Raw genomic sequence first — 26,082 nt, 5'->3', positions numbered from 1 at the left:
CACGCATTTTTTCCGCCACCGCAGATCACTGGCTGTGGTGGCGGCTTAACTCCTTGAGTCCTTTCATATTTATTCCGGAACAGTAGCGGTAACCACTGCCGTCATTGGCACCTTCGTGCGTGCGCCACGGTTTTGACAGGCTTTTCATTTGCACCGAAGATAAAGTTCACGCACGGCTCATTAAAAATAATCACACTGTGCGCGTCTGTGTTGCCATGGATAATTCACCTTGCCAACAGGTGATCTCATTATCCAAAAGAACTTACATAACAAAAACAGAGTTCAGGGATTGATATGAAAACCACCAAATCCGTGTTAGCCACCACCATTGCCATTCTTGCCAGCAGCAACGTCCTGGCCCAACCCACCAGTACACCGGTTATCGAAGAAGTTCTGGTTACCGCCCAGAAGCGCACCGAGCGCCTACTGGATGTACCCATGTCCATCACCGCTGTAACCGCTGCCGAGCTGTCCGATGCCGGTATCGGCTCCACCGGCGACCTGCAACAAATCGTTCCGGGCCTGACCACCGTCAACAACGGCCTCGGTTTTGTGCCGGTGATTCGCGGCGTCTCGTCACAGGGCACCTCCCCCGGCGACGAGAGCAACGTCTCTATCTATCTCGATGATGTCTACCTCGGCGCGCCGATGGCCGGACTGTTTGACCTCGCCGATATTGAAAGGGTGGAAGTTCTCAAGGGCCCACAGGGAACCCTGTTTGGACGCAACGCGACCGGCGGTGCGATTCGCATTGTTACCCGCAAACCGGCTTTCGAGCCCCAGGCCAACGCCAGCGTGGATTACGGTTTTGATTACAACGAGTGGAAAACCAGCCTGTTTGTCACCGGCCCCCTGAGCGAAAAAGTAGCCGCCTCCCTGAGCGGGACCTATCGCAGCAGCGACGGTTACATTGATGGTATTGGCCCCAACGAGGGCAGAGAATATGGCGATCCTGACAATCACCTGATTCGCGGCAAGTTGCTGTTTCAGGCGACGGACAACCTGGAGATGACGCTGGCCGCCGATACCATGAAGGCGAAGAACGACACCATCGCCACCGTCTGGCCTCCCAAGGGCTCCGACCCCATCCCTGGAGCCATTCCCAGCCAGCCATTCAAATACGCGGGATCGACCCAACCCAAACAGGATCTTGAGGGCAAGAGTGTCAGCCTTGACGCCACCTGGAACAGCGACGCTGTCACCGTCCGCTCCATTACGGCTTACCGGGATATGGACCTGGAGTACCAGGCAGATGTGGATCGCTCCAGCGCCCCGGGCTTTGCCCTCAACCTGACCCAATACCAGGAGAACCTCAGCCAGGAGTTCAACTTCTCCGGCGCCACTGGCTCCATCAATTGGCTGGCTGGCCTCTATTACTACGATTCCGAAGCAGGCAACCCCCACTGGACCGTGTTCTCCGGCGACGCGCCGGATGGCACCAAAGTCTCCAGCTTTACCAGTCAGGTGGACACCAGCTCCTACGCCGGCTTTGGTGAGGTCACCTGGGACACTACGGACAAACTGCACTTCACCCTCGGCGCCCGTTATACCTCGGAGACCAAGGAGTTCCGCTACCGCACACTGCTCAATAACTCCGTTAACCTGAAAGACAAAGAGACCTGGACCAGCCCAACTTACCGCGGCGTGGTGCGCTACGACCTCAGCGACGACAGCAACGTCTATCTGTCATTGAGCAACGGCTTCAAGAGTGGTGTTTACGACGCTTACAGCAGTCTCGGCATTCCGGTGGATCCGGAAGAGGTGGACGCGCTGGAGATCGGTGCCAAGACCCGGGTTCGGGGCATTACCTTGACCGCGGCGGCCTACGCCTATGAATACGACGATATCCAGGTATCGTCCTTTGCCACCGTCAACAATGTGGTGGTGCTCTCCCTTACCAACGCCGCGTCAGCCGAAATGCGCGGCCTGGAACTTACCGCCGACGGCCCGATTACCGACTCCCTTTCGTTCAACTTCGGCGTTAACTGGGCCGAGACGGCCGAGTTCAAGGAGTTTGAAAATGCGCAGGTGACCCAGCCCATATCCGGCGCGACCGGACCGGTAGTGGCACAGGTGGTCGCGCCTTACGACGCCTCCGGCAGCCGTATTCCCCGCACACCAGAGTGGACAGCCAACCTCGGCTTCACCCACGTCATGCCGCTGTTTGATGGCGAACTGTCGAGTAACGTCAGCGCCTTTTTCAGCCCAGGCTTTTATTGGCAGGTGGGTGACTACACCAAGGAACCATCCTACGAGACTGTGGCCGCTCGGATCTCCTGGACCGATCCCTCCGGGCGCCTGACCTACTCCCTGTGGGGCACCAACCTCACCGACTCGGACAACAGCGTCTATCGCGTACCGAATGTACGGGGGGATTCCAGCGTTGCCACCCAGGGCCGCCAGATCGGTATCGGCGTCGCTCTCGACTTCTGATCCTTTGCCTCCCCCGCTGAGCAGCGGGGGAGCCTCAGGGAAACAGGAACTTCACCAGCCGCCCGCCAAACAGGCGCTCGCCCTCGCTGCTGAGGTGGCGGCTGTCGGAGTAGGTCAGACTGCCATTACTCATCAGGTCCTGCGGATAACGCAGCTCGAAGCCCTGCAACTTGGGCAGGTAATCGATATCGTGTGGCGCTAACCGTTCGCTGAAGGTGTGATCCAGATAGGCGGTCATCTTTAACGTCTGCGGGTCGATGCTTTGGGCCAGCTGGCTCTCGAGGTCAGCGCGGAAGTTGAGATGGATCGGCGACACCGTCATCGGTGGCAGCATGCCGATCATGGTCACTGGCACCTGCGCCTCACGGTGCAGTCGCGCCAGATAATCCACCACCTGATCCACATGCCTGAGAGAGAGGTCGCTCTCCTGCGCCAGCCACATCTGGCGACGGAACAGGCGGTCCGGGGTCTGGGTATAGAGTACCCGCCCAATAGACTCGCGGTGCTCCTTAGCGAAGACCAGGAAATCGTCATAGAAACATTTGGCCGGGAACTGCTCCGCCTGTAACGGCTCGTGCGCCCGGCAGTAGCCGCGGGACAAACCCACCACAAAGGGGTTGCGGGAATCCGGGGCAACCGCGTTATAGAGATCAATACCGTGACTGCCTCCCAGCACCACCAGCGCCTTGCCGTATTCTGCCTCACACTCGCTGAAACGCTGGCGAAACTGCGCTGACAACTCGTAGTTCCAGAATTTGCACCCTTGCTGGTAAATGGGCTGGTGCTGGTGCGAATTTTCCGCCTCCAGCAGGGTTTCATAGCGTTGCATATCCTGCGGGAAGAAGGGGCGCTGCAACTCCAGGTTAACCATGGCCACCAGTGCCACCACCGTCATGGAGGCCATGGTAGCGGCGGAATAGCCGAACACGGCACGGCGGGAAAAGCGCTGGCGATCGCGGAACGGTGATTCCACGTAGCGGAAAGACCAGAGTGACAACAGGTAGGTCACCAGCAGCATCGCCAGCGTGGCAGAGAGGGGCAAGTGGCTGCCCCAGGCCAGCTTGGGCAGGGCAAACACCGGCTGGTGCCAGAGGTAGAGGCTGTAGCTGATAAGACCGATGTGCACCAGTGGCCGGGAGGACAACAGGCGACAGGCCCAGCCCGCCTGACCGCCAAACAGCACCACCAGTACCGCGCCCGTCACCGGCACCACCGTCAGCAGGCTGGGGTGCGGGGTGGTGGGCTGGAAGGTGAAATAACTCACCACCACCACAACCAGCCCAAGCCCCGCCAGCAGCGACTGTGCACGCGGGCCGATCTGCACAAGCCGGCTGTTGCTCATCACCAGAAAGGCCGCCACGGCGCCGAGCAATGGCTCCCAGGCCCGCGGCGGAATCAGGTAGAAGTTGCCAATGGGCGAATTTCGCCAGCCCCACTCGGCGATCATCAGGCTGACTGCTGTACCCACCAGCAATACGGCAAAAAACACCCGCCGGCCAAAGCGCATCGCCAGCAGCGCCACCCAGGGGAAAATCAGGTAGAACTGCTCCTCGACCGCCAGGCTCCAGGTGTGCAACAGCGGTGACAACTCGGAGACGTTGCCGAAATAACCGGAGTGGGTGAAAAAGTAGATGTTGGAGACGAAGAAGGTAACGCTGAGCAGGCTCGCCCCGTAGTCCTGCAGGATGCCGGGCGAGAGGCCGGCAAACAGGGGCAGCAATAGTGACGTAACCAGCACCACAATAGCCAGCGCCGGCAGTATGCGGCGCGCCCGCCGCTCGTAGAACTTCACCACGGAAAAGCGCTTCGCTTCCACTTCTTCCAGGATGATACGGGTGATGAGGAAGCCGCTGATGACAAAAAAGACATCCACACCGAGGTAGCCACCACTGATCCAGGGAAAACCGGCGTGGAAGGCCATAACCGGCAGAATCGCCAGCGCCCGTAAACCATCAATATCCTGACGATGCTTCACGCTGTCCGACTCCCGTACAACGCCATGCCGGCTTTTTCCCTGCTGGAGTTTTCCTTGATAACCACCTGCAGACACTCCTTAGTCTGTCTGTTAATCCTTGCCCCAATGCCTTGCCGACGTTCCCCGTCCGACCCGGGGCATTGAGGGGATAAAAGAATAGCCCTCCGGCCACTGGCAGGCAAACCCTCATGAAAGACGGGTACTGCCCACGCCCCAATAGGGGGCAAATACTTTACCGAGCCGGCACCCTGCACGACCACGACTCCCACCCTTGCCTGCAAAGCCGGTCACATCAGCAGAAATATCCTCTGCCTACTCCTGTCTGCAAGCATTTTGTCCCGTTTCCGTGCCGGTTTCTCTGAGAACCCACCTCCTCGCACATATTTTGCATAAAACAACACAGTCCATATAACTGTTTTAGGCGCACCAAGATGTTCAAGAATTTCGCTGCACGAATCCCCACCTACTGGCCCTCCGCCCTGCTGGCCATCAGCTGCCTGCTCTGCAGCGGATCCTCCTCGGCAACGGAGCAGCGGGAGCTGAGAATCTACAACTGGAGTGACTATATCGATGCAGAACTGCTGGTGCGCTTCGAGGCAGAGACCGGCATCAAGGTGGTTTACGACACCTACGACAGCAACCTGGAAGTCGAGCAGATTATCCTCAAGGGCGGACAGGGCTATGACCTGGTGGTACCCAGCATCGACTTTATGGGCAAGCAGCTGAAGAAAGGCTATTTCCAGCGGCTGGATACTGCGAGGCTGAAAAACTACCCCAAGCTTGACCCAAAACTGATGAAACAGGTTTCAGAGCTGGATATACAGAATGCCCACGGGATTCCCTATATGTGGGGCACCACCGGTATTGGCTATAACATCAACAAGGTCAGGGAAGTCCTCGGTGCCGATGCCCCCACTGACTCCTGGAGCCTGGTCTTCAATCCCGCCAATGTCGCCAAGCTTTCCGCCTGCGGCGTGTCGGTGATTGACGCCCCTTACGAGGTGTTCGCTGCCGCCGTCAACTATCTCGGCCGCAACCCCAACTCCCCCCGGACACAGGACTATCAGGACGCCAGTGAAAAGCTGCTGAAAAAGATAGCCCCGTACATTTCCATTAACGCCAGCGACTACAACGAGCGCCTCGCCCAGGGTGACCTGTGTGTGGTGATCGGCTACAGCGGTGACATCTACCAGGCCATGGCCGAAGCCGCCGAGGGTGTTGAGCTGGCCTACGCCATCCCCCGTGAAGGGGCGCAAATGTGGGTGGATATGCTGGCTATCCCGGAGCTGGCCCGCAACGTAGACGAGGCCCATGAGTTTATCGATTTTCTGCTGCGTCCCGACGTCGCCGCAGCCAACACCAACTACATCTGGTACCCCAACCCGGTACTGGACTCCATCCCCCTGATCGACAAGGAGATCACTTCGGATAAATCCATCTATCCGACGCCACAGGTGCTCTCCAAGCTCTACACCGGCAACCTCCGCAAGGCGAAAGTCCGGCGCGTTATTGAAGATGGCTGGAACGAGGTGATGGAGATCAGCCAGCCGCTCAGCAAGGAGACCGGTAATGCCGCGGTAGCCGACCAGGGCGCCCAGCCATCCAGCTGATGATGCCCCTACCCACCCCGGGTACTGCGCCTGCGGGTGGGGTCACGCCAGCTTCAGCACGATCCTGCCTGCACCCTTGCCCCCGGCCACACTGGTCATGGCATCGGCAAACTGCTCCAGCGCGTAGGTCTCCGCCACCACCGGCGTCAACAACCCCTGCTCCGCAAGCTCAAACACCTTACGACTGTTGGCTGCCGCCCTGGCTGGATCATTCAGGCTTTGCTGCTGCAGGTTGACCCCCACCAGGGCGGCACTTTTCAGTAACGGCAGGTTGGTGGGTAAGGCGCTGATCCCGCCCGGAAAGCCCACCACCAGATGGCGACCGCCGTAACCCAGGCAGCGGAAGGCCAGCCCGGTAGTGTCGCCACCCACCGGATCAAACACCACATCCACCGGCTTGCCGCCATTGGCAGCTTTTACTGCCTCGCGCCAATCGTCGCCCCGCGCATCCACCGCCACATCCGCACCACCTGCCAGCGCCATCTGCCGCTTGGCCTCCGTCGACGCCGACGCGATTACCCGCGCACCAAGGTGGCGACCGATCTGCACGGCGGCATAGCCGGTGGCGCCGCCGGCGCCCAACACCAACAGGGCTTCTCCCACCTGCAACTGGCCCCGATCCACCAGGCCATGCCAGGCCGTCAGCGCACTCACCTTGAACACTGCCGCGCACTCAAAGCTCATACCCTCGGGCATGGGACTGACGCTTCTGCTATCCACGTTTGCCAGATCGGCAAAGGCACCCCCCCAGGAACTGGCGATCACCGGCTGGCCGACAGACCACTGCGACACACCTTCGCCCACAGCATCAATAACACCGGAAAATTCACTGCCGGGAATGAAAGGTACCGGGGCCTTGCCCTGGTACTGGCCGGTAGCATTGAGCACATCCACAAAGCTGACACCCACGGCACGCACCGCAATTCGCACCTGCCCGGGAGCCGGGTCACCCGGGTGGTAATCACGCAGGGTATAGTTTTCCAGCGGACCCAGTTGGTCCGCCATTACCGCTCTTGGCATGGCTCCTAACCCCTTCTTCCATTGGTGCTGGATGGACGCTCGCGGGCAAACGCTTCCATAGCCCGTCGCACCTCTTTCAGGCCCAGGGCCAGCTCTTCACAGCGCGGGCCGGCAATGCGTTCGAGAAACGCATCGGCGATCTCCAGCGCCTGCACATCGGATCGCTGCTTGAGCGTCTGCCCCTTGCCGGTCAAGGTGAAAATCGGCGCACGCTTGTGATCCGGGTTGGGCTGCTTTTCCAGATAACCCTCCTCCAGCAGGCTATTGACGGCGCGCTGTATGACCTGGCGGGGATGCCCCAGGCTGCGGCCAATCTGTGGCACGGTAGGTGGATGATCCGCCTCAACAATGGCATTGAGCACCAGGTCTTCCATGGTTTTCAGCCCGGAACCCTGCTGCACTTCGGCAAAGACACTTTGCAGGCGCCCCTGCAGGCGGGCCACTTCATCCACCAGCTGCACCAGGGGATGGGATTTCAGGCTGCGGGCTTGCCTGTCGCTGGCCGCGGCCCGGGTCATGCCTGCCACCCGATGGGGAAGGCCTGCGGGTAATCACCGATCATGGAGCCACTGGGCACCTTGAAGCCATTGACATCCGCCAGTGTCGGGATGGCATTGTCGGGCGGGATCACGTACTGCAGCTGCGGGCCACCCCACATGCTGGTGTAAGCCCGGCGCCGGGTGGGGTGATTGTCGGCGCCGCCGGCGCTGTGCAGCATATTGCCGTTAAACACCAGCGCATCGCCGGGCTCCACATCCCAGCTGAGGATATCGAAACTGTCGGCGTAACGGTCGATGTCCGGCACCACCGGCGCGTCGGCCGTGCGATTGCTCAGACTCAGCATCTTGCCTTCGTTGCTTTTTTTCAGGGCCTCGTTCTGGCCACCCCCGAGGCGCGGATCGTAAATCACATTCCAGCGGTGGGAGCCACGTACAATCTTCAGGGTCAGCTCTTTGGGGGAGTAATCCGCTGTCACCCACACCCGCACCATGTCGTCACCACGCACCTTCAGATAGGGGGTGTCCTGATGCCAGGGGGTGGGAATAATGCGGCCTTTCTGCTTGTAGAAAATCTGGTCCAGGATCAGCTGCGCCGACGGCGCTCTCATCATACGCGCCGCGATTTCCGGTATGCGACCGACATCCAGCAACTGCTGCAGGGAGGGGCTGCGCAGTGCCGGGAAGGTCTCCAGGAATGTCTCGCCCTCACCGGACTGGTCGCTGGCACGGGTGGCCCGCTTGCCCGGGTTGGTGTAGGACTCCTCCACCCCCTGCTCCAGCAGCTGCCGCTCCTCCGGGGTAAGAATGCCCTTCAGCAATATCGCCCCATCACGCTGGTACTGGTCAATTTGTGCCTCTGTCAGTTCTACACGGCTACTCATCTGCCACTCCCCTACCCGGTTATTCTCTCTATTTCAATTTGACACCATGGTGTCATCATGAAATATTTGTGTCAATTCAGACTGGCGGCGGCAACGGTCCCGCCCTCGAACCCCAAGTGCGGAGCGGGTATGGAAACAGTGCAATTAGAAACGGCGGGCAGCGTGCTCAAGCTGACCCTCAACGACCCCGCCAGCCTCAATGCCATGGGCCCTGCCATGGCCCGGGAGATGCGCGACGCGGTGCGCTTTGCCAGCGACCCGCAAAAGAACTTTCGCTGCCTGGTGATTACCGGCGCCGGGCGCGCCTTCTGTTCCGGCGGCAACCTCGGCATGATGGGAGGCAACTCACAGGCGACCGAGAGTGACCCGGTCAGCCTCAGTACCCACCACCATCACGTGATAAAACTGCTGAAAAACCTGCCCTACCCCATCATCACTGCGATCAATGGTCCCGCCGCCGGCCTGGGGTTCTCCTACGCCCTCACCGGCGACCTGATTGTCGCCGCGAAGTCTGCGTATTTTTTGGCTGCGTTCCGCAACGTCGGTGTATCAACCGATGGCGGCCTGAGCTGGACACTGCCCAAATACATCGGTTGGGCACGGGCCAAGGAGCTGTTGCTGATGGGCAACCGCCTCTCCGCCACGCAGGCGCTGGAGTGGGGGCTGATCAATCGGGTGTTCGACGACGATAGTTTTATGGCAGAGACCATGGCGCTGGCGCAGGAGATTGCCGCAGGCCCCACCGTGGCCCTTGGGACCATCCGTCAACTGACCTGGGAAGGCTGGGATAGCAGCCTGGAGCAACACCTTGACCGGGAGGAGCAGGTGCAATTAAAAACATTTACCACCAACGATGCCCGCGAAGGCGCCATGAGCCTGATGGAAAAACGGAAAGCGGAATTTTCCGGCAAGTGAATTACCTGCGATCACATGAGCTGCGATCACACTATCCGCATTCACATTGTCCCCAATCACATTAGCCTCGCTCACACAGCCACAGGCCACAACGCATCAGCGATGAGTCTTGCTGTAGAGATGGTAAGCCGCCGCCAGCAACAGGCAGGTAACCGCCGGCGCATAGAGAGCATCAAACTGCCACTGCGCAAACAGCAAGGCACCGACCGTACCACCGGCAATAAAACCGCTGATGATCAACAGAAAGAGTTGCAGTTTGCGCCGGTCGAAAGCTTCGCCCCGCAACAGGGAGCCAATCATGATCCCCAGGTCGGTAAAGATACCTGTAACGTGGGTGGTACGGATAATGGCACCACTGTAAGTAGTCGCCAGTGCATTCTGCAGCCCGCAGGCGGCGGACGCCGCAAAGTGGCCATAGACCGACCCCTGCGACAGCAACACCGATGCCCCAAGGATCAGTATTGCCTCCAGCAACAGTGCCGTGTCGTAATGCCGCCCGAGCTTGAGAGAAGCACCGTGCAACAGAAAGCCCGCCAGCATCGCACCAACAAAAAAGGACAACAGCACCCCGAGCAGATGCAGCGTAGTGAGCAGAGGATTACCCAATAGCCCTGCACCCACCAGGGTGGCAGTCCCGGAGAGATGGGATACGGATTGATGCTCGAAACCCAGCAGGCCAATGGCGTTGATACAGCCCGCCACCAGCGCCAGCAGGAACGCTCCGTACTCCACCCATCCCGGTAATGTTCTGATCAATCTTGCGTCCCCCGGCGCTATCGCCTGAGCTTGCCCACCAGCGTCATCACAGACACCAATACCGCACCCGCGACCAGGCCCGCGACAGCACCCAGCAGTGGCCCCATCAGCGATTCCAGTATCGCGCTGTGTGGCAGCAACGCGGCCAATCCATGATGCAGAAATTCATGCACAACCGGCGCACCGTGCAGCAGAATGCCACCACCGACCAGGAACATGGCCACCGTGCCGAGAATGGAGAGTGCCTTCATCAGCCACGGGCAGGAGCGCAACAGGAAGCGACCAAACAGGCGCTTGCCGCGAGCCACCACAGTATCACCAGGCAAGCGCATCAGATAGAGACCGGCGTCATCCAGCTTGACGATCCCTGCCACCACACCGTATACGCCGATGGTAATCAGCGCTGCGACAATCGCCAGGGTCGTAGCCTGGGTGACCATATCGGCGGACTGCACCGCACCCAACGCGATCACCACAATTTCAGCAGACAAAATAAAATCCGTGCGGATAGCACCTTTGATCTTGGCCTTTTCAAATTCCGCGAGGTTAATGTCCGGATTATGAATGGCCGACTGCAACTGGTCCGCCTCTGATTTACTGTCGGAGGCGTGCAGGAATTTGTGCGCAACCTTTTCAAAACCTTCGTAACAGAGAAAGGCACCACCAATCATCAGCAGCGGGGTAATCACCTGCGGCAGGAAGGCACTCAGCAACAGCGCCACCGGCACCAGCACCACCTTGTTAATGGCTGAGCCCTTGAACACCGCCCACACCACCGGCAACTCGCGCTCGGCGCGCACACCGGAGACCTGCTCCGCGTTGAGAGCCAGGTCGTCACCCAGTACGCCGGCGGTTTTCTTCGCCGCCACCTTGCTGAGCAGGGCGACGTCGTCCAGTAACGTCGCAATATCATCCAGCAGCGCCAGTAATCCCGCAGCAGCCATAACAGTTCCTTGTGATTTATCGGAAGGGTTTATTCAATCGCATCCACCAGGCCCCACTCCAAAGCGGTTCTGGCATTAATGCGGCGACCGCTGAGTACCAGCCACGCGGTGCGCTGGCGACCGATACGACGGGTGAGACTGACGGTACCACCGGCGCCGGGAATCAGTCCCAGCTGCAACTCCGGCAGCTGAAAAAACGTTTTCGGATGCGCTACTACCGTGGAAGCAAAAGCGGGCAACTCCATGCCCGAACCCAGACAGGCGCCGTGCACATAGCAGGTCAGTTTATCCGACACCCGTGACAGCATGCGAGCCGGGCTGTGCACCGACCGCACCCAATGGGCCGTGGCCTGATCGGGAAAACTGCCGAACTCCCGCAGCTCACCGCCGACACTGAAACAGGCACCCGCTGCCCGCAGTTCCACCTGGCTGATGCTGTCATCCAGTTGCGCCAGCTCCAGCGCCTCCACCAGGGCGTCACGCATTTCGATGGTGATGGAGTTGCGCAACTGCGGACGATTGAGGGTCAACAACAGCCGCTCCTCTTCGCGCACCATCTGCACCACCGGCCCCTCTTCCTGCGGCCACGGATCTGCCACAAAACTTTCACGCCAGTGATTGAATTCCGGACCGGACTGCAGTGTGGAATAGGCCAGCGATTCCACATTCAACCCCAGCTCCGGCGGCAGGGATTCAGTCGCCCGCAACACCTGCACCAGGGTCATCGCGGTTTGCGGCGCGCTGTTTATTCGCTCCACCAGGGCGACTGCTTCCTTCTCGCTGGCCACCAGTACATCGGCGCTGTTGCAGTGCCGGGGATCTCCCTCGCCCCAGGCAATCACCGGGCAGGGTTGCCGCAGCAGCCAGTCGTGATCCTGGAGGTCCTGCCGGGGAAGGACAATGGCCGTCTGCATAGACACTACTCACTCAGTCCATTCTGTTGAAAGTTTGGGGCGCGATAAATAACCTGGCCGGCACACAATGTCAGTGCCACCGACACCGCGGCAGGATCATGCAGCACCGCTGCTTTGTCACCGTTAAGCAGACACAAATCGGCAGCCTGCCCCACCGCCGGCAGGCGCATACCGGAACCGGGCAAAGCGGGATTACCACAATAGGCCGCCAATGCCTGCTCGACGGTCAGGCACTCTTCCGCACCCATCACCACGCCGTCGTGGTTGCGGCGACTGACGGCGGCCGCCATCGCCTGCCAGGGATTTACGTCACCGTAGGGTGCATCACTGCCGGCGGCAAACGCGACCTTTTGGTGATAAAACGACTGCGCGCGATAGAGCAACGGCTGCTCGTCGGCTGCCACATCCTGCAGATACTGTACGCCGCGCTCAGCAATAAAATGGGGCTGGCTGACTACCGTCACACCCAGCTCCTGCATACGCTCAATAGCCGCATCGTCGGCAATCGAGGCGTGTTCAATCCGATCACCTTCCAGGCTGCCCGCTTCCGCCAGCGCCGCCAGCGCAAAGTGCAGTTCCGCCAGGGTGACACAATGAATGGCCACCGCGCGCAGGTGCTGGTGTGCGCGCTGCATTTGCGCCACCAACTGTTCGAAATCCGGCAGGTCAATTTCACGCAAGTAAATTTTCAGGGGGCCGGGGCGCACCTGCTCGTGCCCGCTGAGCACGCCGTGCAGGTCTTCACTGCCCATCATCCAGACCTTCTGTAACAACTCACCACTGTCGCTCAGTTGCTGCAACAGCTTCAGCGTTTCGCGAGTGTTGTTAACGCCGGTATCGGTGACGCCCACCACACCATAACTTGCCAGCTCCGCCGACAGTGAACGTACATCCGGCAACTGCCGCGGCAAGCGCTCCCCCAGCCAGCGATCCAGGTTGTAGAAGCGTCCATCAGGATGACCATCGCTGTCGCAACCAGCACCGTCCGGCAGGTCATCTGTGTCGGTAATGCCGCACAATTCCAGCGCCCGGGAGTTCAGCACCCACAACATGCCACTGCGATGCTGGATGCGCACGGGCACCGAGGGGCATACGTTGTCGAGCCATCGTCGATCAAGGTGTTCACATACACTCTCGTGGTAACCCACACCGCGCAACCAGTGGCCGCCCGGATTAACGGCCAGCCGCAACGCTTGCTCCAACTCCTGCTCACTGGTGACCGAAGGCGGGCCACAAGTCACCGAACTGCGTGCCGCGGCGGTACCCAACAGGTGCAGATGGTGATCCCAGAGCCCGGGCAGCAAGAGCTTACCCGCTGCAGCGATCACCTCTTCCCCGGCCTCCGGCGACAGCGACGCCTGCAGAGCTGCAATACGCCCCTGGCGCAGGCGCACATCCACCACCCGGCCATTCCACAGCTGCACACCGCGCAAGATCAGCGCCATCATGGCAAAAACTCCTGCAGCAAACGCGGATTGTCAGCACCCAGTGCCGCCGCCCGAGCCAGCACCGGACGCGCCTGCGGCGGGACAACATCATAAGCTCCGGTGATGTCGGCACTGCCGGCGGCAATACTGAAACTCACCACCTGCTGCAGTGACAGCTCCAGCAAGCGGCCACCGCCGCGCTGCCAGTCATGCCAGCCCAGCAGGGCCGCGTGTAAACCAGTCAACGGGTCGGCAATGGCATCGCCGCAAAAGACCGGGTCGCCGCGATCGCCGCCCACCAGCCACGACAGTCCGGCAGCCACACCGGCGTCGTCGCCGTAAGCAATCCAGTCTCTTTGTGGTTCCGCACGGCCATAACCGGACAGGCTCAACCACACCAATCCCGGCTTCTGCTGCAACAGCTCCGCGGCCACTATGCCCATCTGCTCCAGCGCCCGCGGACGGGACGCCTCGATAACAATGTCCGCCTGCAGTATCAAGGTGCGCAGCTGCGCTTTACCTGCTGCAGTGTGTAACGGCAGCGACAGACACTCTTTGCCGTCGTTCATCAAATCAAAAAAATCTGTCGGCCCCTGCCGGGCGCCATCGGGCCGCTGCTCACTCTCCACCTTGATCACCCGCGCGCCGGCCTGTGCCAGCAACTGGCCACATAATGGGCCAGCCCAGAGCGAGCTCAGGTCAATCACCAGCGGGACGCGCTTCCGCGGCACGACAGGCTCGGCATATCGTTTAGCCCCGAACCACGCCGTGCAGGTCTCCGGTGCTGCTACCGCAGCTACTGCCAGCCCAAGCAAACGACCGCGCTCCAGTAACAGCGACAACGGCCTTTGTTGCAGCAGGTCAGCGAGGCTCTCGTCGGTGACATCCTCCTCCAGCCAGGCTGGCAGCAAGTCGCGGTCATCATCACGGGCAAGGTTCAGTGCCAGTACGCCATCGGCACAGTCGTACAACTGACAGGCAGCTCCGGCAGACTGCCGTCCCTGACGACTGTAACCGGCAATGGCCGCACGTTCGCCCAGCAGTTTATGAGCGTCCAGCGCCGCAGGATTCAGGCGACCACCAGTGAGCGCACAGAGAGCCAGCCAGGCACCCTGGGCAACAGCCGCGAGGGGCGCGGGGCAAGCGCGGGGATCTGCATCGGCATGCCCGGTCAACCACATCGCCCCCGACTCAGCCCACAATCTGTCAGCGGGGCGCCCGTCGCTGGCCACAGCCATACCGCCACACTGCAGGGTCTGCAGCAGGTGAAGGGCATAGGCTTCGGGAGTAAGGCTCATAACAGATTCCGGGATTCAGGATTCATGCATGACAGGATAAGCGCAGAGGCGCCGGCCATAAACAAAAACGGCACCCGCAGGTGCCGTCGTTGTTAATGATAAACCCTGCCCCATCATTGCGAGGGGTGTTTTTCAGAGCCGAAGCTGTTCATGCCTGGCACGCTGCAACCTGCCTCACAGTAAACATGGGTCGCCACGCTGCGCTCGCGACGACGGCATTGGGCTTATCTGTGATCCGCGTGATCAGACGCGGCCGGTTACCGGGATCAGGGCTCCGGTTACCGCTTCGGCGCGATCGCTTACCAGGAACAGAATCACTTCTGCCAGTTTTTCCGGTGCAACCCAGGCCGAGTAGTCAGCGTCGGGCATGGCATCGCGGTTGGGCTTGGTGTCAATAATGCTGGGCATAACCGCATTCACGGTGATGTTGCGCTCCTTCAGCTCGACCGCCAGGGACTCGGTAAAGCGGGAAACACCGGCCTTGGACGCGGAGTAGGCGGCGTTACCGAACTCACCCTTGAGGGAACCGATGGCGCTGATGCTGACGATGCGGCCGCCGCTTTCGGGGAAGTGGGCCAGGGTGCCTTTGCTGGCATTCACAGCGGTGCGCACGTTCATCTGGTACATGCGGTCAAAGCTGTCGATGGAACCATCGGTGATGGTTTCCCATACGAAACCACCGGCAATGTTCACCAGCGCATCAATGCGGCCGTGCTTGGCGGCGATACCCGCCATGGCCGCGGCAGTGGCTTCGGCATCACCCAGGTCAGCAGTCACAACGGACTCGACACCTGCAGCTGGCTGGCCATCAACCACATCCACAGCCACCACGGTGGCACCGCGCTTGGCCGCCTCTTCGGTTACGGCACGACCCAGGGATCCCAGGCCACCGGTTACCACTACTACTTTATCCTTCAGTTCCATTTCATCACCTTTTGTCTGTCTGCTGAATGGCGGCCTCGCCAGCCATTCAGTATCCGGTTAATTCGTTGCCCGCCCGCCACTGCAGGGGGCGCTGGCAGGTCACACGATCTCGCAGATCAGCGTACCCACCTCGTAGACCTTGCCCGGCTTCGCGAGAATTCTCAACGTACCGGCTGCGGGCGCTTCCATCTCCTGCACCGTCTTGTCCAGCTCCAACATGTACAGGGGCTGGCCCTTCTCCACTGTAGCACCATCGGCAACCAGAAACTCCGCCAGCATGACCTTGCGGGTGGAGAAGCCCACTGGTGGCAGTCGCACCTCAATACTCATCTTGCTGCTCTCCGATACCTGCGAAAGCGCTACCCCCGGGTTTTGCGGGGGCCGATAAACAACTGGCCCCAAAAGGGGCCAGTTGTTCTGTTCACTGAGACAGGGAAACCTTAAACGATTTCGCCGATCTCGGTACCTACCGGGTAGGTTTCACCCGCAGGCTGCTTCTGTACCAGCTTGCCGGCAGCAGGAGCTTCGATTTCCTGAACGGACTTATCGGTCTCCAGAGAGTAGATTGGCTGACCTTCTTCTACAGTCGCGCCATCTTCTACCAGCCACTCAGCCAGGGTGCCTTCGGTGGAAGACATCTGCAGCTTTGGAATTGTTAAAGAAGTAGACATGGAAATCCCCTTAATTTACTTAAACATCTCACGAACACGGGCAACGATGCTGTTCACATTCGGCACCTGCGCGGTTTCAATGGTTTTGGAGTACGCAATCGGCGCATAGGCCGCACCGAATCTGGCGGCAGGGCCCTTCAGTTTGGTGAACAACTCTTCGTTGATGGTAGACGCGATCTCGGAGCCCAGGCCACAGAATTCTACCGCGGCGTGTACCACCAGTGCACGACCGGTCTTCTCGACGGAGGAGAGAATACGATCATAATCCAGCGGCAGCAAGGTACGCAGGTCGAGAACCTCGGCGTTGATACCCTCTTTGGCCAGCTCTTCCGCTGCCAGCAGACACTGCATCACCTGCCAACCGTAGGTCACCAGAGTAATGTCGGTACCTTCGCGCTTGACCTTGGCCACACCCAGAGGGATGCGGTAGTCACCCACAGGCACTTCTTCCTTCAGGGCGTAGGTCAGCATCATGGACTCGAACTGGATACACGGATCCTCATCCGCAATACAGCTCATCAGCAGACCCTTGGCCTCGGTAGGAGTGCTTGGGTAAACGATCTTCAGGCCTGGTTGATGCAACAGCATGGCTTCAGTGGACTGGGAGTGCTGGGCACCGAAACCACCGATACCACCACCGCAGATCATACGTACGGTCATAGGCACGGTAGTGGTCGCACCGGACATGTAGCGCTGCTTGGCCGCATGGTTGGTGATCTGGTCCATACACACGCCAACGAAGTCGGCGAACATGATTTCGGCAACCGGCTTCATGCCCACCAGGGCAGAACCAGTGGCACAACCGATAATGGCCTGCTCGGCAATCGGGGTAGGACGGATACGCTCGCCCCACTTGCTCTGCATGCCCTTAAAGCACTTGAACACACCGCCGGGATCGTCACCGATATCCTCACCCAGGCAGTAGACGTTCTCGTCCGCCTGCATGGAGAGATCCAGGGCGTCCTGAACGGCTTCAAACATCGCCATGGTCTTGGTTTCACCGGTCCACTCGGGCTCGGCTTCACGCTTGATACGCTGGCCACGACGCGGCACAACATCTGGATCGCCGTAGACGTCCAGCAGCATTTCGTCTTCGCCGGTGACAGGGCTGTTCATGGCCCACTCAACAGCCTCGGCCACTTCGGCCTTGGCGGAGTTGTCGATATCGGCCAGCTCTTCCTCGGTGCAGATACCGGCATCCAGCAGCGCCTGACGGGTGGCAGGCACCGGCCAGTCGGTCTTGGCTGCTTTCAGGTCATCACCTTTCAGCAGGTGGCTCCAGCCCACACCGGCGTGAGGACCCAGACGATTGGTCATGGCCTCAACAAATACAGGACCCTTGCCTTCACGCACGCTGGCGATGATCTCTTTCATGCCGTTGTGGAACGCCACCGGATCATTACCGTTCAGGCGCACGCCGCGGAAGCCCAGGGCTTCTGCACGGGAGGTGAAGTTCTCGCCCTTGGTGTAATCAGGAATCGCCGTGTACTCACCGATCAGGTTGTTCTGACACAGGAAGATCACCGGCAGCTCCCACACACCGGCCATGTTCATGGCTTCGTGCACAGCACCGATACTGGTGGCACCATCACCGAAGTTAACGATGGTGACCTTGTCAGTGCCGCGCAGCTTTTCAGCCAACGCCAGACCATTGGCGATCGGCGCACCGGCGCCCACAATCGCGGTGGTCAGCATGGAACCGGAAGAAGGATCGGAGATGTGTGGAGAACCACCTTTACCCTTGTTCACACCGCCTTCACGACCCAGTGCTTCAGCGAACAGGCCTTTCAGGGGTACACCCTTGGCCACCTGATCGTGAATACCACGGTAGATGGTCACCATGTGGTCTTCGCTGGTGATCAGAGGAGCGATGGAAGCTGGGATGCCTTCCTGACCGGTCATTGGCCAGTAAGTGAACATAAACTTACCACTGGACAGGCCCGCCTGGATGGCTTTATCCACCTCGTGAATGCGGGACATCTGGCGGTAAATCTCCTTCAACGTACCGGGATCTATCGACTTGACATCAATTGTCATTATTCATCTCCTCTCAATTCAAACTCTACACAACTGTATGGGTTGCGAATGGCCACAATCTTTTATTTAAACGGGTAATACGGGGGGAGTGATTCAGACCCCGGAATGCCAGCAGTTCCAGCTGACGCGAGACCCGATTTCAGCAGACTAAAAACCGCCGTAGACTACTATGCCACCCCCTTTTTAGTCAACATCACTGTTGAATATGAACGCCGGCAAAAGCCCCCGAAAAACCGTGCTGTGCCGACCTTCCACTCAGCTTAGCAGGCCGGGGGAAACTGCTGTTGCTGCAGAACCCCCTGTCACGGAACCATAACAACCGGTGACACACGAATCCTGCCGCGCCCTCATTGCCGCTGAGCGGGACGGGCATCAATAAAATCAACCACTCACCCGCCACACTGTAACCGACTGGTAACAGTGTGATCAGCTGGTTACAATATCGCGCTCACACCGCGGAAGCAAGTGCTTCCGGTGCAGGCAAGCCCAAACAAAAAAGGCGACCCGAAGGCCGCCCCTTAACCGCGCTGGCAGGCTGGCTCAGCGACCATCCACCTCCGCCGCGATCTTGCAGAGGGCATCGGCGACAAAGTCCGGCTCGGTGATCATAAGGTCGTGACCGGTATCGATCTCCCAGAAACGCCCCTGGCAGAGGGACTTCAGCGCCTCCCGGTACTCATCCAGCAGGTTCGCCGTACAGGCGATAAACGACTGCGGCAGCTGACGCATGGCCGCCTCATTCCCCAGCTCCAGCTTCTGTGTGAAGCAGGCCCAGGGGTGTGGCGTCAGCTTGGGTTTCATCCAGGCAATCTGCTGCGGATCGGTCACACCGTAGTAGTTATCCGGGGTCATGGGATAGGAGCCGGGGAACAGCACCAGCTCCACACCGTCCACCACCTGCATGTCCTGATGCGCTGCCGCCATCATATCGGCAGCCACATCCGCCAACGACTGGCCATGCATGGGGTAGGCCGCATCCAGGTAGACGATATTGGCAATGCGATCCGTGGCGCGATCCGCCACCCCGGTAATCACCATACCGCCGTAGCTGTGCCCCACCAGGATCACATCCCGCAGGTCCTCATACTCCACTAGCTGCACCACATCGGTGATATGGGTGTCCAGATTGATGGTGTCACTGAGCAGGTGCGAGCGATCCGCCAGCCCGGTGAGGGAGGGTGCGTGCACCTCGTGCCCTTCCGCCCGCAGCCGCTTAGCCACTGGCTGGTAGCACCAGCCACCGTGTCCACCACCGTGAACCAGCATGAACGTTGCCATTGCGATACTCCTTTTTATGGTTATGTTGATGAGCAAGACATAAGTTATCACCTGATAACTTATGTCGCAATTGCCGTCCGCGCAAGAGTTCGTTTACCCTGCCCTGGCACTTTTTACACCATTGAACCCGAGCCTCGATGAACACAACCCCCAAGCGCCGCAACGCCGAACAGACCAAAGCCCGAATTCTGCTGGCCGCCCAAAAGGCCTTTGCCGAAGTGGGTTACGCCCGCGCCGGCATCCGTGACATAGCCGAGGCAGCGGATATCAGTTCACCCATGCTATTGCGCTACTTTGGCTCCAAGGCGGGGCTGTTCGAAGCGGCGCTGACAGACGCCGTCAGCCTGGCAGGGGTGATGGAGGGGGATCGCAAGGAGATAGGTAAGCGGCTGGTGGCGCTGTTCAACGACCCGCAGCAGGAGATTACGCCGCCGGCCATTATCGCGCTGTCGGCAGGCGACCCCGACGCCCGCGGCATCACCGCCCGGGTCACCGAGGAACATGTGATTGGCCCGTTTGCCCGCTGGCTCGGCGGCCCGGGGGCCGAGGCCCGGGCCACCGAAATTTTCATGCTGGCCACCAGCTTCGTGATCTACTCCCGGCAGCTGCCGATCATCACCAACAACCCGGCACGGGAGATGGAGATCTCAGCCTGGCTGGCGCAATCGATCCAGGCGATTGTGGACGAGAGCGGCAGCGCCTGAGGCCACGCCTGGCTGAGTCAATGTCTGTCCGGGCCTCATCCTCCCCGGGTCAGCAACAGCCCCACACACCCCAACAGTGACAGGGCCGACACCCCCAGGGATAAAAACAGCAGACGGCGGAACAGCTCCACCTGCCGACGGGCTTCGCTGGCAGCCACCTCTGCCGCCTCCATAGTGAGTTGCAGCTTCTCGGCCAGGGTGTGAATGGACTGCGCATTCTGGGTCGCGGCCGCCTGCAGCTCCTCGATTTGCTGCACCACGACCGGATCGGTTTTGACATCATCCTTACGGGACGTGAACGCCGGGATCGCCACCGATGCAATCTGTGCCACGTAAGGCGCCAATGCCTTGATAATGGGCAATGCCTGAACTGCCATAAATCTCCCCTCTGCGATTTGGGCGCCGGCCACCACAACGTCGGCCAGCACCCTGATTATGGCGCTGATGGTAGCAGATCGCCGCAACTCACACGGCACCAATAAATACAGCCCGGCCGTCGCCTGTCGTCAGATTCGACAGCGCAAAGAAAAAACTGTGACGCCTTTTATGCCTGTGACTTCCATAGGTAGAATGGGGTGGCCTTTTCGGCTACACAGGAACGTGACCGGGCCACCCCAGCGCCCGCAACAACGGAATGACTGCTCCATGACTACCCATCTGCAACAGGTTTGCGCACGTCCGGGCAAACCTCAATCGCACCTGCGGAAGCGCTGCAGCACCCTGTTGGCGCTGCTGGGTTGCAGCGGTGTCCTGTTGGCAGCCAGTCCCCCCAAAGCCACCCCCGATGCCACCGCGCTGGCGCAGGCCGTCTATGATCGCCCCGCCGGCCAGGATCACGCCGCTCGTGTGGTAATGCTGCTGGAGAGCAAAGGCAAAGTGGATAAACAGCGCCTGCTCTACAGCTACGGGATTGATCGCGGCAACGGCGAGCGCGGCGTACTGATGCGCTTTATCGAACCCAACGATATCGCCGGCACCGGCTTGCTCACCATGGACCACAAGGGTGACGATTCCGACCAGTGGCTCTACCTGCCCTCCCTCGGCAAGGTGCGGCGCATCGCCTCCAGCCGCAAGGGCGGCCGCTTTGTCGGCTCCGATTTTTTCTACGAAGACCTGGGCGACCGGGAGGTGGATATGGACAACCACCGCATCATCGGCAAAGACAAGGTGGGCGGCGTGCCCTGCATCCTGCTGGAGAGCATCCCGGTGAAAAAATCCAATTCGGTCTACAGCAAACGGGTGAGCTGCATCCATGAAAAACTGCTGCTGGCCCTGCGGGTGGACTTCTACACCCGCGGCAAGAGCCCGACCAAACGCCTGCAGGCCAGCAAGATCCGCAAGGTACAGGGTTACTGGACTGTCTACGAAAGTGCCATGCAGGACCTGAAAAAGGATACCCGCACGCGCCTGGTTACCACCGACATCGTCTACGACCAAGGCCTGACCGATACACTGTTTACCCAGCGGGGCCTGGCAGACGAGAGCCGTGAGCTGCCATTCCGTCCCAAAGGCCAGAAACCCTGAGCGGTGGCCCCACCCCGTTTTTCAACCAACACATAACAACAACTACCAGGACCTGAGATGACCGACACACACACCCGCTGGCTACCCGCCCTGTTCCTCGCCCTGACCCTGCCGGCCGCTCCCCACAGCCAGGCCCAGGACCTGCTTATCATCGACGAAGACAGCGACGACGCCTCCCTGACCATAGAAGACGACAGCGACAGCCTGATCATTGACGACGGCAGCAGCGGCCTGATCAGCGAAGAAGCACCGCGTCGTGACAACAGTCAGGTTACCTCCGCACAGACCACCGATAACGGCCTCAGCTTCAAGCTTGACCCCATCCGCCTCGAAGCTGGCGTGTTCGACACCGACAGCACTGCCGACTATCAGGGCTACGCCCATATCACCGCCATCCTCAATTGGCAGAGCGGCCCCTGGGAGTTACAGGGCAGCGTTCGCGGCGATGCCTTCGAAGAGGAGCCCGACAACAACAACCAGACGGTGCCGCAGGGTGAATGGAACGACGCCGACCTCGACTATGACGAAACCTTTGTACGCTACAAGGGCGAAAGCGGCATCCTCACCCTGGGCGCCCAACGGGTACTCTGGGGCCGTATTGACGAAGTACCCCCATCGGACAAACTCAGTACCCAGGACCTGCGCCGCGGTCTGCTGGACGATCTGGAAGATCGCCGCCTGGCATCCGCCGCCGTGCGCTACGAGCACTTTATTGCCAACGGCAAACTCGACCTCCTCTACCTGCCCCGCTTCCGCGAATCCGAACTGCCCGGACAGGACAGCGTCTGGTACCCGATTAACCGTCGCGAAGGCACCATTCTCGGCCTCGATACCACCGCCCAGGCGGAGTTTGTAGTCCGCAACGCCCCCATCAGCGACAGGGCCCCGGACACCGATGGCGGTGGCGGCCTGCGCTTCAGCCAGCTGGGTGATGGCTTCGACTACGCGGTTACCCTGCAGCGGGGCATCGGCACCCAGCCCTACTTCGCCTTCAACCCGGCCAGCGGCCGTATCGAGGCCCGCTACCTGCGCTCCACTACCGTCGGTGCCGATGCCGGCTTTGAAGCCCTCGGCGGCACCCTGAAACTGGAAGCCGCCTGGAACAGCGACACCCCGGTCACCCGCAGCGACGGTCGCTTCGACAGTGTCGAGAGCGTGGCCTGGGGCGTGGCACTGGAACTCTTCCCCGGCGATGGCGATGCACGGGTCAACCTGCAGGTCACCGGCAATCAGCTGCTGGGCGCACCCTCGGTGATGGACCGGGACGAGATGGTCTCTCTCAACGGCTCGCTGGAGATGCCGTTTGCCAACAACCAGTGGCGGGCGCGCCTGCGCTTTAACGCCGGGCTGGATAAAGAGGACCTGTACATCAACCCGGAACTGACCTATACCGGCCTGAGGAATCAGGAAATCTATCTGGAGGCGCACGCCTTTGACGGCGAAAAAGGCAGTGTGGGCGGCTTCTACGAAGAGGACTCCCTGCTGACCCTGGGCTGGCGCGCCAGCCTCTGATCCTGACGCCCCCGCCACCCCCACACAGCCGAGGATCGCCCCATCAGCAGCACCATGGATGCCCCCCGCTCAGCGCGCCCGCTACCGGATAAACCGGGGGAGCCCCGTGCCCTGCTGGACGACGGCATTTTTGTGCAGGTCAACAGCGCCCTGCTGGAGCGGCTCGGCTACACCAGCGACAGCGGCCTGCTGGCCTCCAACCTGCTGGATCACGCCATCGGCCTGGACAAGGAAGAGCTGGCCCTGCTGCTGAAGCAGGGCCAGCGCACACCGGCTGACAGCAAATCCCTGCCCAGCCTCGATGTCATCCTGCGTACCGCCAGCGGCGAACCACTGCAGGCCGAATTGCTCGCCTGCCACAACCGTTTTGATGACGAGGATGTAGTCGAGATTCGCCTCGTCTCCGCCGTCGACCGGCAACTGGGCAAGCGCCTGCGCAACCTGCCCTGGAGCACTTACGCCTGCCTGCTGCTGTTGCTGGCCATCTCGGCCCTGCCCAACGCCATCCTGCCCCGACTCAACATCAATAACGCCCCCGCCACTTACCTGCCGGAGGACTCCCCCAGCCGGGTATTCAACGATCAGGTACGGGAGATTTTCCCCAGCGATGAGGTTGTCATCCTGCTGTTTGAAGGGGTGGCGCTCTACTCCGACGGCTTCCTGCAGGCTTATGACGACCTGGCGCAGGAGATCGGCGAGCTGGAGGCGGTGGAAGAGGTCATGGCCGTCACCAGCCAGGACCACATTGAGGGCACCGAGGATGGCTTCCTGGTCACCCCGCTGTTCGACCTGGATACCCTGGACGACACCCGGCCCCGGGAGCGCCTGGCCCGTGCGCTGGAGGACCGCTTTGCCAATGGCACCATGATCGCCAGCGACGGCTCCGCCCTGGCCATGGTGATTATTCCCACCGCGCTGGACAGCAGCCTGCTCAACATGCAGCTGGAAGAGGCCATTCTGGAGCGGGTCAAACAGCAGCGACTGCAGGGTTACCTGACGGCGGTGAGTGGCGAGATCGCCACCGACGTGGCGCAGATCCGCATGATCCTGCACGACAACATGATCTTTATCCCGCTGGTCACCGGCCTCGGCCTGCTGCTCACCTGGGTGCTGTTCCGGCGCCTGCTGGCGGTAATCATCACCGGTGCGGTCACCGGCGCCGTGGTCAACAGCACCATGGCGCTCTACGTGCTGTTTGACCAGCCGTTCAACTCCATCTCCAGCATCCTGCCACCGCTGCTCTCAGCCCTCACCATGGCGGTGCTGATCCACATCTACAACACTCTCGCCGGCGCCTCGCAGCGCGGCCTGCAGGGGCGCGAGCGGGTGCGCCACGCCATGCAGGAGGTGAGTCGCCCGGCGCTCTACAGCACCCTCACCACCGCTATTGGGCTGGCGTCACTGGGACTGAGCACTATCCCCCCCATCCGCACCTTTGGCCTCACCGCCGCCCTCGGTGTCTGCCTCATCTACGTAGTGGCCATCCACCTGCTGCCCCCCATCCTCACCTACTTTGACCGCCAGCCCTGGCCCCGCCGGCGCAGCGGCCTGCAGCATCTGGATACCCTGGTGAGCACCATGATGCGCCTCGGTGTGCGCCGCCCGCTGCTGGTGATCACTGTCATCTCGGTGGCAGTGCTGGTTACCGCGCCGCTGATGCTGCGCATCAAGGCGGAGACCAACCTGCTGGAGTTTTTCCCGCAGCAGCACCCGATACGGGTCGACACCAACCACATTGAGGAGAAGCTCTCCGGCACCCTGCCGCTGGAGATCGTCTTCAGCAGCGACGATCCCGACCGCCTGCTGCAACCCGCCACCCTGCGTCACATGCGCAAGCTGCAACAGGCGCTGGAGCAGAACCCGGCCGTGGACAAGACCCTGTCGGTGGCGGAATTTATCGAAGAGATGAACTGGGGCTTCAACGCCGAGGATCCCGCCAAACGCACCATCCCCGACGATCCCAACCTCATCAGCCAGTACCTGCTGGTGTATGACGGCGAGGACCTGTTCGACTTCCTCGACAGCAACTACCAGACCACCCGCCTCACCATCAGCGCCAACGTCCACGGCGCGCAGGAGATTCGTACCCTGATCAACGATACCCGGCAACTGGTGGAAGCGGACTGGGTACTGAACGGTGAAGGCATCGAGTGGGAGATCAGTGGTGCCGGTCGCCTGTTTGCCGACCTGGAAGGGCTGCTGATCAGCAGCCAGATCAAGAGCCTTAGCGGTGCCCTGCTGCTGATCTTCGTGTTACTGCTGGCCTCCTGGCGCTCCCTGCGCGACGCGGCCCTGTGCATGATCCCCAACCTGTCCCCCATCGTGCTGATCTTTATCGTCATGGGGCTGCTGCGCATCGACCTGGATATCGCCACCACCATGATTGCCAGTGTGGCGGTGGGCATCGCCATCGACGACACCATCCACATCTATCACGGCTTTATCCAGCGGGTACGCAAGGGCATCGCCCCGGCCGCGGCGCTGGCCCGTACCTACCGCCAGGCGGGTCGTGCGGTAATGACCACCACCGTTATCCTCTGCAGCCAGTTCCTGATCCTGCTCACCAGCTCCTTTGTGCCCATGGGTTATTTCGGCCTGCTCACCAGCATCGGCCTGCTGGCGGCGCTGGTATTTGACCTGTTGCTGCTGCCGGCTATTTTGATGCTGGCGTTCCGCAACCATCACAAATCCAGCGCCGCGGACAACCCATCGCCCGCGGAGCGGGCTCCCACCCCATAACCACCTCCCTGCGGCGAGAG

The 26,082-nt window shown here is 60.6% G+C and carries 22 protein-coding genes; 7 read left to right on the top strand and 15 right to left on the bottom strand.

Features of this window, described 5'->3' with window-relative positions:
* Window positions 1-294 precede the first annotated feature (294 nt).
* On the top strand, window positions 295-2,433 hold the full coding sequence (locus GSF27_RS12745; protein WP_160969639.1) for a TonB-dependent receptor: 2,139 nt from the start codon (window positions 295-297) through the stop codon (window positions 2,431-2,433).
* A 34-nt stretch (window positions 2,434-2,467) separates the two neighbouring features.
* Here the strand turns inward: GSF27_RS12745 and GSF27_RS12740 are convergent, their stop codons facing one another.
* Window positions 2,468-4,408 carry an acyltransferase family protein gene (locus GSF27_RS12740; protein ID WP_160969637.1) on the bottom strand — a complete coding sequence of 647 codons (1,941 nt, stop codon included), beginning with the start codon at window positions 4,406-4,408 and terminating at the stop codon, window positions 2,468-2,470.
* A gap of 431 nt (window positions 4,409-4,839) precedes the next feature.
* On the opposite strand from GSF27_RS12740, the gene GSF27_RS12735 reads away from it, so the two are divergent.
* Window positions 4,840-6,018 (top strand): extracellular solute-binding protein, encoded by a 1,179-nt coding sequence (locus GSF27_RS12735; RefSeq protein ID WP_160969635.1) that lies wholly within the window; start codon window positions 4,840-4,842, stop codon window positions 6,016-6,018.
* Window positions 6,019-6,060: 42 nt separating this feature from the next.
* Here the strand turns inward: GSF27_RS12735 and GSF27_RS12730 are convergent, their stop codons facing one another.
* Genes GSF27_RS12730 through GSF27_RS12720 form a run of 3 tightly spaced genes read right to left on the bottom strand, consistent with a single transcriptional unit; the run spans window position 6,061 to window position 8,419 of the window.
* Entirely contained in the window at window positions 6,061-7,023 is a 963-nt protein-coding gene (locus tag GSF27_RS12730) for an NADPH:quinone oxidoreductase family protein (RefSeq protein WP_202410439.1), read from the bottom strand.
* Between the two features lie 20 nt (window positions 7,024-7,043).
* Entirely contained in the window at window positions 7,044-7,556 is a 513-nt protein-coding gene (locus GSF27_RS12725) for a MarR family winged helix-turn-helix transcriptional regulator (RefSeq protein ID WP_160969631.1), read from the bottom strand.
* The gene (locus tag GSF27_RS12720; RefSeq protein ID WP_160969629.1) at window positions 7,553-8,419 is read right to left on the bottom strand and encodes a phytanoyl-CoA dioxygenase family protein; all 867 of its coding nucleotides are present in this window, start codon (window positions 8,417-8,419) and stop codon (window positions 7,553-7,555) included. Before GSF27_RS12720 ends, GSF27_RS12725 begins: the two co-directional genes overlap by 4 nt.
* Window positions 8,420-8,548: 129 nt before the next feature.
* Here GSF27_RS12720 and GSF27_RS12715 point away from each other — a divergent pair, with 129 nt between their 5' ends.
* Window positions 8,549-9,334 carry an enoyl-CoA hydratase-related protein gene (locus GSF27_RS12715; protein ID WP_160969627.1) on the top strand — a complete coding sequence of 262 codons (786 nt, stop codon included), beginning with the start codon at window positions 8,549-8,551 and terminating at the stop codon, window positions 9,332-9,334.
* A 96-nt stretch (window positions 9,335-9,430) separates the two neighbouring features.
* Here the strand turns inward: GSF27_RS12715 and GSF27_RS12710 are convergent, their stop codons facing one another.
* The 10 genes from GSF27_RS12710 to GSF27_RS12665 all read right to left on the bottom strand — a co-directional run bounded on the left by GSF27_RS12710 (window position 9,431) and on the right by GSF27_RS12665 (window position 19,583).
* On the bottom strand, window positions 9,431-10,090 hold the full coding sequence (locus GSF27_RS12710) for a YoaK family protein (protein ID WP_160969625.1): 660 nt from the start codon (window positions 10,088-10,090) through the stop codon (window positions 9,431-9,433).
* Between the two features lie 17 nt (window positions 10,091-10,107).
* A complete protein-coding gene (locus GSF27_RS12705) occupies window positions 10,108-11,034 on the bottom strand; it encodes a DUF808 domain-containing protein (RefSeq protein ID WP_160969623.1) in 927 nt (308 codons plus the stop codon).
* A gap of 29 nt (window positions 11,035-11,063) precedes the next feature.
* A complete protein-coding gene (locus tag GSF27_RS12700) occupies window positions 11,064-11,948 on the bottom strand; it encodes an enoyl-CoA hydratase/isomerase family protein (protein WP_160969680.1) in 885 nt (294 codons plus the stop codon).
* 5 nt (window positions 11,949-11,953) lie between these two features.
* Complete coding sequence (locus GSF27_RS12695; RefSeq protein ID WP_160969621.1) at window positions 11,954-13,396, bottom strand: amidohydrolase; 1,443 nt, start codon at window positions 13,394-13,396, stop codon at window positions 11,954-11,956.
* Complete coding sequence (locus GSF27_RS12690; RefSeq protein ID WP_160969619.1) at window positions 13,393-14,673, bottom strand: CoA transferase; 1,281 nt, start codon at window positions 14,671-14,673, stop codon at window positions 13,393-13,395. Before GSF27_RS12690 ends, GSF27_RS12695 begins: the two co-directional genes overlap by 4 nt.
* Before the next feature lie 243 nt (window positions 14,674-14,916).
* Window positions 14,917-15,597 (bottom strand): SDR family NAD(P)-dependent oxidoreductase, encoded by a 681-nt coding sequence (locus GSF27_RS12685; protein ID WP_160969617.1) that lies wholly within the window; start codon window positions 15,595-15,597, stop codon window positions 14,917-14,919.
* 99 nt (window positions 15,598-15,696) lie between these two features.
* Window positions 15,697-15,927, bottom strand: a complete 231-nt coding sequence (locus GSF27_RS12680) for a biotin/lipoyl-containing protein (RefSeq protein ID WP_160969615.1) — start codon at window positions 15,925-15,927, stop codon at window positions 15,697-15,699.
* A 110-nt stretch (window positions 15,928-16,037) separates the two neighbouring features.
* Window positions 16,038-16,268 carry a biotin/lipoyl-containing protein gene (locus GSF27_RS12675; RefSeq protein ID WP_160969613.1) on the bottom strand — a complete coding sequence of 77 codons (231 nt, stop codon included), beginning with the start codon at window positions 16,266-16,268 and terminating at the stop codon, window positions 16,038-16,040.
* Between the two features lie 15 nt (window positions 16,269-16,283).
* Window positions 16,284-18,305, bottom strand: coding sequence for a thiamine pyrophosphate-dependent enzyme (locus GSF27_RS12670; protein ID WP_160969611.1), 2,022 nt, complete (start codon window positions 18,303-18,305; stop codon window positions 16,284-16,286).
* Window positions 18,306-18,845: 540 nt separating this feature from the next.
* Window positions 18,846-19,583 (bottom strand): alpha/beta hydrolase, encoded by a 738-nt coding sequence (locus GSF27_RS12665; RefSeq protein ID WP_160969609.1) that lies wholly within the window; start codon window positions 19,581-19,583, stop codon window positions 18,846-18,848.
* A gap of 137 nt (window positions 19,584-19,720) precedes the next feature.
* On the opposite strand from GSF27_RS12665, the gene GSF27_RS12660 reads away from it, so the two are divergent.
* The gene (locus GSF27_RS12660; protein WP_160969607.1) at window positions 19,721-20,287 is read left to right on the top strand and encodes a TetR/AcrR family transcriptional regulator; all 567 of its coding nucleotides are present in this window, start codon (window positions 19,721-19,723) and stop codon (window positions 20,285-20,287) included.
* 35 nt (window positions 20,288-20,322) lie between these two features.
* Here GSF27_RS12660 and GSF27_RS12655 read toward each other — a convergent pair whose 3' ends face one another.
* Window positions 20,323-20,664, bottom strand: a complete 342-nt coding sequence (locus GSF27_RS12655; protein ID WP_160969605.1) for a hypothetical protein — start codon at window positions 20,662-20,664, stop codon at window positions 20,323-20,325.
* 268 nt (window positions 20,665-20,932) lie between these two features.
* Here GSF27_RS12655 and GSF27_RS12650 point away from each other — a divergent pair, with 268 nt between their 5' ends.
* From GSF27_RS12650 to GSF27_RS12640, 3 genes are read left to right on the top strand one after another with little or no spacing between them, the layout of a single operon-like run.
* A complete protein-coding gene (locus GSF27_RS12650) occupies window positions 20,933-21,811 on the top strand; it encodes an outer membrane lipoprotein-sorting protein (RefSeq protein ID WP_160969603.1) in 879 nt (292 codons plus the stop codon).
* 57 nt (window positions 21,812-21,868) lie between these two features.
* A complete protein-coding gene (locus tag GSF27_RS12645; protein WP_160969601.1) occupies window positions 21,869-23,323 on the top strand; it encodes a hypothetical protein in 1,455 nt (484 codons plus the stop codon).
* Window positions 23,324-23,377: 54 nt separating this feature from the next.
* A complete protein-coding gene (locus GSF27_RS12640; RefSeq protein WP_160969599.1) occupies window positions 23,378-26,062 on the top strand; it encodes an MMPL family transporter in 2,685 nt (894 codons plus the stop codon).
* Window positions 26,063-26,082 lie beyond the last annotated feature (20 nt).

The organism is Pseudomaricurvus sp. HS19 (assembly GCF_009857815.1).
Taxonomy (GTDB): Bacteria; Pseudomonadota; Gammaproteobacteria; order Pseudomonadales; family Cellvibrionaceae; genus Pseudomaricurvus.
This window is presented reverse-complemented; position numbering and strand designations above follow the sequence as displayed.

Excerpts from the sequence above, each read along its gene's own strand:
- GSF27_RS12695 (WP_160969621.1), bottom strand. The coding sequence starts at position 13,396 with ATGATGGCGCTGATCTTGCGCGGTGTGCAGCTGTGGAATGGCCGGGTG.
- GSF27_RS12655 (WP_160969605.1), bottom strand. The coding sequence starts at position 20,664 with ATGGCAGTTCAGGCATTGCCCATTATCAAGGCATTGGCGCCTTACGTG.
- GSF27_RS12675 (WP_160969613.1), bottom strand. The coding sequence starts at position 16,268 with ATGTCTACTTCTTTAACAATTCCAAAGCTGCAGATGTCTTCCACCGAA.
- GSF27_RS12725 (WP_160969631.1), bottom strand. The coding sequence starts at position 7,556 with ATGACCCGGGCCGCGGCCAGCGACAGGCAAGCCCGCAGCCTGAAATCC.
- GSF27_RS12650 (WP_160969603.1), top strand. The coding sequence starts at position 20,933 with ATGACTACCCATCTGCAACAGGTTTGCGCACGTCCGGGCAAACCTCAA.
- GSF27_RS12660 (WP_160969607.1), top strand. The coding sequence starts at position 19,721 with ATGAACACAACCCCCAAGCGCCGCAACGCCGAACAGACCAAAGCCCGA.
- GSF27_RS12720 (WP_160969629.1), bottom strand. The coding sequence starts at position 8,419 with ATGAGTAGCCGTGTAGAACTGACAGAGGCACAAATTGACCAGTACCAG.
- GSF27_RS12690 (WP_160969619.1), bottom strand. The coding sequence starts at position 14,673 with ATGAGCCTTACTCCCGAAGCCTATGCCCTTCACCTGCTGCAGACCCTG.
- GSF27_RS12645 (WP_160969601.1), top strand. The coding sequence starts at position 21,869 with ATGACCGACACACACACCCGCTGGCTACCCGCCCTGTTCCTCGCCCTG.
- GSF27_RS12665 (WP_160969609.1), bottom strand. The coding sequence starts at position 19,583 with ATGGCAACGTTCATGCTGGTTCACGGTGGTGGACACGGTGGCTGGTGC.
- GSF27_RS12700 (WP_160969680.1), bottom strand. The coding sequence starts at position 11,948 with ATGCAGACGGCCATTGTCCTTCCCCGGCAGGACCTCCAGGATCACGAC.
- GSF27_RS12705 (WP_160969623.1), bottom strand. The coding sequence starts at position 11,034 with ATGGCTGCTGCGGGATTACTGGCGCTGCTGGATGATATTGCGACGTTA.
- GSF27_RS12745 (WP_160969639.1), top strand. The coding sequence starts at position 295 with ATGAAAACCACCAAATCCGTGTTAGCCACCACCATTGCCATTCTTGCC.
- GSF27_RS12640 (WP_160969599.1), top strand. The coding sequence starts at position 23,378 with ATGGATGCCCCCCGCTCAGCGCGCCCGCTACCGGATAAACCGGGGGAG.
- GSF27_RS12715 (WP_160969627.1), top strand. The coding sequence starts at position 8,549 with ATGGAAACAGTGCAATTAGAAACGGCGGGCAGCGTGCTCAAGCTGACC.
- GSF27_RS12730 (WP_202410439.1), bottom strand. The coding sequence starts at position 7,023 with ATGGCGGACCAACTGGGTCCGCTGGAAAACTATACCCTGCGTGATTAC.
- GSF27_RS12680 (WP_160969615.1), bottom strand. The coding sequence starts at position 15,927 with ATGAGTATTGAGGTGCGACTGCCACCAGTGGGCTTCTCCACCCGCAAG.
- GSF27_RS12685 (WP_160969617.1), bottom strand. The coding sequence starts at position 15,597 with ATGGAACTGAAGGATAAAGTAGTAGTGGTAACCGGTGGCCTGGGATCC.
- GSF27_RS12670 (WP_160969611.1), bottom strand. The coding sequence starts at position 18,305 with ATGACAATTGATGTCAAGTCGATAGATCCCGGTACGTTGAAGGAGATT.
- GSF27_RS12735 (WP_160969635.1), top strand. The coding sequence starts at position 4,840 with ATGTTCAAGAATTTCGCTGCACGAATCCCCACCTACTGGCCCTCCGCC.